This window comes from Ilumatobacter sp. (genome assembly GCF_041688325.1).
In the GTDB taxonomy this organism is placed as follows: Bacteria; Actinomycetota; Acidimicrobiia; order Acidimicrobiales; family Ilumatobacteraceae; genus Ilumatobacter_A.
This window is the reverse complement of the sequence record NZ_JBDNIJ010000453.1, coordinates 1-6,691: the sequence shown is the minus strand read 5'-3', so window position 1 is coordinate 6,691 and position 6,691 is coordinate 1. Positions and strand designations below refer to the sequence as shown.

The following is a 6,691-nucleotide window of genomic DNA, read 5'->3' as shown; positions in this document are numbered from 1 at the left end:
GCCTCTGACCAGGTGTTATATGGAGCGGATGACGGGAATCGAACCCGCGTATTCAGCTTGGGAAGCGCTTCCGAGCTGGACGCATCGTGCCTGCGTATGAGGTGTTTGTCCAGGTCGACAACGGTTTTCGAACGTGCAGTTGTTGTGCGTTGTTGCGCCATATTGCACCCTGTTGAGCCTTGTTGTAGGCACGAATTAGGCACGCCGGCGCGAGTCGGACCCATCGCTGTTCAGAGGGTTCCCAGGTGCCATCAGCTCGACCGTCGAAGATCGGTTGGAAGAGCGACACGGCGATGGTCAACGCATCGTCAGCGGCTTGGACACTGAGGTCCGGCACGGTTCGAGCGATCGCTGAGTACCCGTTCCTCCATGTCTTGTCCGGGAGGGTGAGCTGCAGCGGCAGCGAGTGACCTCGATGGTGGCATTCGGATTCGACGGCGACTCGAAGCTCGGTGGCGTCGACGGTTTGGCTCTGAGCGATCAGAACGATGTCGACCAGATCTCGGTATCGCGTGCTGGGTCGGTCGCCGGCGAACGTGCTCGTCATGGCGACGAGCTTGTCGGCGAGGTGGGAAGCGCCGAGGCGACGACGCCCTCGGGCGGCACCTCTCGTGATGGTGGCCGCATCGTGTCAGGCGGCGACGACGCCACGGTGCGGGTGTGGGACGCGGCCACGACACTCGCTGTTGCGGTTCTGCTGTCTGGAGACGGCGAGCAGGCGAGTTCCGCCGCGCTGAGTGGCGACCGTTCGGCTCTCATCAGCGCCGGCCCCAACGCATGGCGCTGGTTGCGAGTACGCGGACGAGATGCCAGCGGCCGCCACCTCGGGGCCATGCCGTACGAGTGGTTCTTCCCACCGAAGGGCTCGGCGTCGCAGCTTTGCCGTAGGTCGGCGCGCTCGCAGTTTCCGCTTGCGACCGTGGGACCCGCTGAGTCGACTTCGAATCCCGCCCGCTCCGCCAGGCGACAGTCTCGCTACCAGGGGAAACGTCGTCCTTGGGTGTCACTCACTGGCACTATCCGGCGCTGTCTCAAGACCTGAACCAAGGTTCTGCCTCACGAAACATTTCTCTGAGCCACGCCGATGTCGTCGGGACTCAGACAGTTGAGCGTTCTGAGCGACGTCGCGTATTGACAACAGTGGACGTCGAACGAGGCGAGGACGAGGAGAACACCCACGCAGCGATGCGTGAGATCGCCGCAGCGGTCACGTCGTCCAGGCTCGTTCATCCGACGACCACGACACCGCCGACGCCAGTGCCGACCGCGGCGACGATGCCCCGTTGAGTTCGTATTCGGTCGCGGGGCGTTCACCGCTCCCGCGCGGGCGCGTCGTCGTGCGAGCCGAGCAGCTTCGTCAGCGCGGCGCGTGAACCGTTGATGGCGCCGCGGAAGGCGACGTGTTGGTCGGGTCGCACGATCAGGCATTCGTCAGCGGCGAGACCGAACGTGTCGTCCCACACGCCGGTTGGGCACGAGACTTCCAGCCACGATCCGCCGATAGCGCCCGACGGTGAACCGTCGCGCACGAGGAGTGTCGGCAGCGCGATGTCGATCAGGTCGAGGGTGGAGCGGCCGTCGGGTAGCCAGGCGTGCGGAAGGCGTCCGCCGGGGCGGGTGGATGGCACGTAGTCCCGCGCCGGTTCGTCGAGGGTCGGCGTCGCAGTACCGTCATCGAGTACCAGCGGGCCGGAATACGTGTGGCCGAGTTGGAGGCCGAGCAGGTCGAAGTGGATCGCCTGGTTCGCGATTGCTGCCTGCACCGCTGCTCGCCCGGCCGGGTCGGCCAGTGTGGCGTGCATCGCGGCTGTCGACTCCTCGACATCGTCGGATGCGCCGAGCGCCATCGGGATCTCGATGAGCTTGAATGCGTTGTGCATCGATTGGTCGCAGTTGAACTGTGCCACCGGCCTGCGTTCTGCTTCGTAGGTGTCCAGCACGGAAGGGCCCAGCCGACCATTCTCGACAGCGGCGAGCTTCCAGATGAGGTTGTGCACGTCGGCCACGCCGGTGTTCAACCCGAGTCCGCCGGTCGGTGGGAACCGGTGAGCGGCGTCGCCGACGAGGAAGATTCGGCCGCTGCGGTAGTGGTCGGCGATCTGGGCGCTCATGTGCCAGGTGCCGATGGTGAGGACCTCGAAAGCGGCGCCGGGATCGGCCAGCGCGGCACGTACGAGCGCCGCACCGTGATCGCTGGTGAGGTTCTCGGCCGGTTGGGTGTCGGGGTCCCGCGGGTGCATGTAGACCCACTCGCGCTCACAGCCGTGAGAGATGAACGTGCCGCCGCTGGCGGGGTCGAGGACGAAGTAGAGGACACCGGGCATTCCGCCCATGAACGCACGGAAATCGGCGGCCAGGTGGATCGCCACGAACGACTGCAACGAGCGCGGCCCGATCAGCTCGACGCCCAGCGAACGACGGACTGCGCTGGCGGCGCCGTCCGCACCCAACAGGTACTTGGCAGTGAAGTGGACCGGTCCGTCGGGCCCGTTGGCTGTCACCTCCACACCGTCGGCCGTCTCCTCGGCATCGATCCAACGGTGGGCGTAGCGCACGTCGAGTTCGGGCGACAGCAGCAGCGGCTCGAGGCGGTGCTGGCTGAGGTTGCGTAGCGGGGTCGGTGTGATGGCGAGCATCTCGTCGCCCTGGCGTTCATAGGGCAGCGTCCCGACGATCTCGCCGCCGAACTTCGTCACCCAGTGCACCAGGCCTGCCTCGTCGGGAGAGAGGGCGGCTGCGAGCACCCGATCCATGTCGACGCCTGCCTGGCGCCAGATCTCGAACGTGCGGGCGTTGACTGCGTGGGCCGCGGGGCTCCGTTGGGGACCGTCGCGTTGTTCGAGCACGATTGCCGACAACCCGAGCCGGTGGCACAGATGGCCAGCGGTCAGACCGGCGGGGCCGGCGCCGACGATGACGACGTCGACGGATGCAGACGCTGGGGTGTTGCTCATCAGAAGACTCCGTCGTAGCTGCCGCCGTCGAGTTGGATGCTCTGGCCACTCATGTATCCGGCCTGCGCGGAGCACACGAACGCAAACGTGTCGCCGAACTCCTCCGGTCGGCCGAGCCGACCCGCCTTGATCGAGGCCACCTGTTCGGCGCGGGCTTCGTCATAGGTGATGCCGCGGTGGCGCATCACGAGCTCGGCCATCTGTTGCTGGCGGCCGGTGTCGAATCGCTCGGGCAGCAGCGTGTTGATCGTGACGTTGTGCGCCACGGCCGACTTGGATAGGCCCTTGAGCACGCCGGTCAGCCCGAGCCGCGGACCGTGCGACATGCTCATCAGTGGGTTCGGCGACTTCACCATCGCCGACGAGACCGCGATGATGCGACCGAAGCGTCGTTGCTGCATGCCGTCGATCACCCGTTGGACGAACAGCAGCGGCGACACCATCGTTCGCTGCAGCGTGTCGGCCCACATGTCGGCGTCGATGTCGCTGAACGCACTGGGCGGTGGGCCCTCGCCGTTGAGCAGCACGATATCCGGCTCCGGGCACGCGGCCAGCAACTCGTCGTGTACCCGTGCTGTGGTCGCGTCACCGACGATCGGTGTCGTCGTGACGCCGAAGGTCCGGTGGAGTTCGTCGCACGTCCGCTCGACGTCGGCGCGCGTGCGGCCGTTGATCACGAGATGCACGCCCTCGCGAGCGAGGCTCTCGGCGCACGCTCGTCCGAGGCCACGGCTGGATGCCATGAGGACGGCCGAGCGGCCGCCGATGCCGAGGTCCATCTCGATCAGTCCAGGCCCAGGGCTTCGCGGGCGGCGCCGATGGCCGGCAGGTCGGCCGGGTTCAGGAACGTCTCGGGTTCCTGGGGTCCCCACACCGACACCGGAGTGGGGCCGTCGGAACCCATCCAGTCGCGTTTGCAGTGGTCGCGTTCCCAGGCCTCGTCGTCGACGATCTGGTCGATGTCGGAGAAGAACTCGAACATCGTGCCGGATGGGTCCGTGAGGTACCAGAAGATGTTCGAGCCGAGGTGGTGGCGGCCGACGCCGACGACGTTCGCGTCGGCGCGTTCGGCGAGCACCGACTGTCCGGCCTTGCCGATCGCGTCGATGTCGTCCATCTCGAGTGCGTAGTGGTTGATGTACGAGGTTGGCGCGGGCTGGATGAGCAAGTTGTGATGATCTGACTCGATGCGTCCGAATGTGGCCACGCCGTTGAGGATCTGGTCCGACACCTTGAAGCCGAGCCCGTCGAAGAAGAACGCTGTCGCCTTCTCGAAGTGCGGTGTGCCGAGCACGACGTGGCCCAGCCGGCGCGGGGCGCGCGGGTGCGCTTCGGTGACGGCGTCGGAGCGAGCGTTCAGCCGTTCCTGCGTGCCGGCGTGGTTCCAGGCTCGGGCCTGCGTCGGCGTGAGCGGGTGCGGTGTCGTGACGTCGATCACGACGCGGTGTCCGAAGACCGGGTCGACGCAGGTGAGCCGAGTGTCGAGAATCTGCGAGTCGACACCCATCTGGGCGATCCGGCCAGCGATGTCGGCCAGGTCCTGATCGGTCTCGCAGCTCATGTGCAGTTCGGACATGTGCCGGTAGGTGCCGTCGGCGACTCGCAGCTGGACATCTCGATCAGCGGTGCCGAGCACGCCGTCGGCGGTCTGCAGCATGCCGCGTCGCTCCCAGAACGCCACGAGTTCGTCGGGGTTGGGGACGCTGAGCTCGATGTCCAGCAATCCGTTCAGTGCCATCAGTTGGTCTCTCCTTGGTAGTCGCTGACGCGGACGCAGCGGTTGATGATCGTGCCGATGTCCTCGATCGTGGTGGTGATCACGTCGCCGTCGGCGAGGAACTTGCCCTGGGTGGCGCCGATCCCGTCCGGCGTGCCGGTGAAGATGGTGTCGCCCGGGGTCAGGGTGGTGATCCGTGAGAGATAGCTGATCAACGTCGGGACATCGAAGATCATCTCGGCGGTGGAGCCGCTCTGGCGGACGTCGCCGTTCACCATGCAGACGATGCGCAGGTCGTCGCAGTCGGCCAACTCGTCGACGGACACGAGCACTGGCCCCAGTGGACCGAACGTGTCGAAGGACTTGCCGAGGTCGAAGTGCGGCGGCGTCGCCACGAACTGGGCGACGCGATCGGAGATGTCCTGGCCGACCGTGACGCCGACCACGTGATCCCACGCGTCGGCAGGTTCGATGTCTTTGCCGCCGCGACCGATGACGACCACGAGTTCGGCCTCGTAGTCGCAGAAGTCGCTGCGCAACTCGACGTCGGCGGTGGGGCCGACGAGGCATGACGGGAACTTGGTGAACACCAGCGGAACCGTCGGTGTCGCGGCCCCGCCTTCGTCGGCGTGCGCCTGGTAGTTGAATCCGACGGCGAACGACTTCGGAGGTCGCGGGATCGGCGGCCCGACCGACGCATCCGACAGTCGACCCGTTGGTTCGTGTTCGTGCAGCGTGGCGGACAGTTCCGCCAGACGGTGCGGCATCGTGATGGCCACCATCGGGTCGGTGTCGAGCTCGCCTCCACTGATCTCGAACAGATCGAAGTAGTCGTCACCATCGACCAGTGCTGCACGCCCGGCGATGTTGGCGAGACGGAATCCCATGTCATTGCCCTTCCCTCGTAAGATGATCGATCATATATGATCGATCATCGATGTCAAGACGGAGATGTGGCAGACTACGTTCCATGCTCGCGAATGCAGTGTTCGGCAGTGACCAGCCACCGACTCGAACCGAATGGGCCGAGCAGCGTCTCCGCCACGCCATCCTCCGTGGTGAATTCGGCCCCGGTGACGCGCTGGTCATCTCCACGCTCGCCGAGCAGATGGGTCTCTCCGCCACACCGCTTCACGAAGCTGTGCGCAACCTGTCCGCCGATGGGCTCGTGGAACTGCACTCCCACGGCAAGGCCCGCGTCGCCCAAGTCGACCTGCATGAAGCGAACGAGATCTACGAGTTGCGTCTCATGCTCGAGCCGGTCGCTCTCGAACGCGCGGTCCGACACGCCGACGACGGGTACCGAGACCGGGTCGAGTCAGCGTGGAAAGCACTGGCTGCCACGCGAATCGCTTCGCCCAGCGACCACGCCGCCTTCCACCGGGCGCTGCTCTCCACCTGCGATTCAGCATGGCTGCTCCGCATGGCGACGACGCTCGCCGACCGCGCCGGCCTGATGATCACCGTCGGCCTCCCATCGCGGCCCGACGACTACGACACCGCCGCTGCGCACCGAACCCTCAAGGACCTCGCACTGGCCGGCGATGGCGCCGCGGCAGCAGCCGAACTCCGTCGCCACCTGTCAGGGACGATCGCTGCGCTACACCTCGTCGTCGGCGCCACCATGAGCGAGAACGCGAACGACGCGCGTCAGAATGATGAGCAGTGACTGTCGCCGGTGGTTGCGACGCACTGTCGATCGACTTCGAGCGGGGCATTCTGACGTTGACCAACAACGATCCGCCCCGCAACCGCATGACGTTCGAGTACATGGACGCCGTCGAGCAGGCCGTCACCGCCGCAGCGAACGATCCTTCGGTCCGGGCGCTCGTGTTCACCGCCATGGGTGATGAACACTTCTCGGTCGGGATGGACCTGAAACAGTTGATGTCCGGGGCAGCCGAACGCGGCGGGACGCACGCGGTGCTCGACCAGCGGCTCAGAGTACTCCGAGCGATCGAGACCATGGGCAAGCCGTCGATCGCAACCCTCTTCGGCTACTGCCTCGGTGGCGGCCTAG

Annotated in this window: 8 protein-coding genes; 3 read left to right on the top strand and 5 right to left on the bottom strand. The window is 66.1% G+C overall.

The features are described 5' to 3' along the window. Window positions 1–52 precede the first annotated feature (52 nt). Complete coding sequence (locus tag ACH2EI_RS21975; RefSeq protein ID WP_395161599.1) at window positions 53–547, bottom strand: nucleotidyl transferase AbiEii/AbiGii toxin family protein; 495 nt, start codon at window positions 545–547, stop codon at window positions 53–55. Window positions 548–1,131: 584 nt separating this feature from the next. Between ACH2EI_RS21975 and ACH2EI_RS21970 the strand changes: the two genes are divergently transcribed. After that, the gene (locus ACH2EI_RS21970; protein ID WP_395161597.1) at window positions 1,132–1,287 is read left to right on the top strand and encodes a hypothetical protein; all 156 of its coding nucleotides are present in this window, start codon (window positions 1,132–1,134) and stop codon (window positions 1,285–1,287) included. A gap of 23 nt (window positions 1,288–1,310) precedes the next feature. Here the strand turns inward: ACH2EI_RS21970 and ACH2EI_RS21965 are convergent, their stop codons facing one another. Genes ACH2EI_RS21965 through ACH2EI_RS21950 form a run of 4 tightly spaced genes read right to left on the bottom strand, consistent with a single transcriptional unit; the run spans window position 1,311 to window position 5,558 of the window. After that, window positions 1,311–2,954 carry an FAD-dependent monooxygenase gene (locus ACH2EI_RS21965; protein ID WP_395156410.1) on the bottom strand — a complete coding sequence of 548 codons (1,644 nt, stop codon included), beginning with the start codon at window positions 2,952–2,954 and terminating at the stop codon, window positions 1,311–1,313. Further along, window positions 2,954–3,733 carry an SDR family oxidoreductase gene (locus tag ACH2EI_RS21960; RefSeq protein ID WP_395156412.1) on the bottom strand — a complete coding sequence of 260 codons (780 nt, stop codon included), beginning with the start codon at window positions 3,731–3,733 and terminating at the stop codon, window positions 2,954–2,956. The genes ACH2EI_RS21965 and ACH2EI_RS21960 overlap by 1 nt, the downstream gene beginning before the upstream one ends. A 5-nt stretch (window positions 3,734–3,738) precedes the next feature. Beyond that, window positions 3,739–4,692: a VOC family protein gene (locus tag ACH2EI_RS21955; protein ID WP_395156414.1), complete on the bottom strand. Its 954-nt coding sequence runs from the start codon at window positions 4,690–4,692 to the stop codon at window positions 3,739–3,741. Further along, window positions 4,692–5,558 carry a fumarylacetoacetate hydrolase family protein gene (locus ACH2EI_RS21950; RefSeq protein ID WP_395161595.1) on the bottom strand — a complete coding sequence of 289 codons (867 nt, stop codon included), beginning with the start codon at window positions 5,556–5,558 and terminating at the stop codon, window positions 4,692–4,694. Before ACH2EI_RS21950 ends, ACH2EI_RS21955 begins: the two co-directional genes overlap by 1 nt. Window positions 5,559–5,641: 83 nt before the next feature. Here ACH2EI_RS21950 and ACH2EI_RS21945 point away from each other — a divergent pair, with 83 nt between their 5' ends. After that, window positions 5,642–6,340 carry a GntR family transcriptional regulator gene (locus tag ACH2EI_RS21945; RefSeq protein WP_395161593.1) on the top strand — a complete coding sequence of 233 codons (699 nt, stop codon included), beginning with the start codon at window positions 5,642–5,644 and terminating at the stop codon, window positions 6,338–6,340. Beyond that, on the top strand, window positions 6,337–6,691 hold a 355-nt coding region (locus ACH2EI_RS21940), incomplete at its 3' end, for an enoyl-CoA hydratase/isomerase family protein (protein WP_395156420.1). The genes ACH2EI_RS21945 and ACH2EI_RS21940, both read left to right, overlap by 4 nt.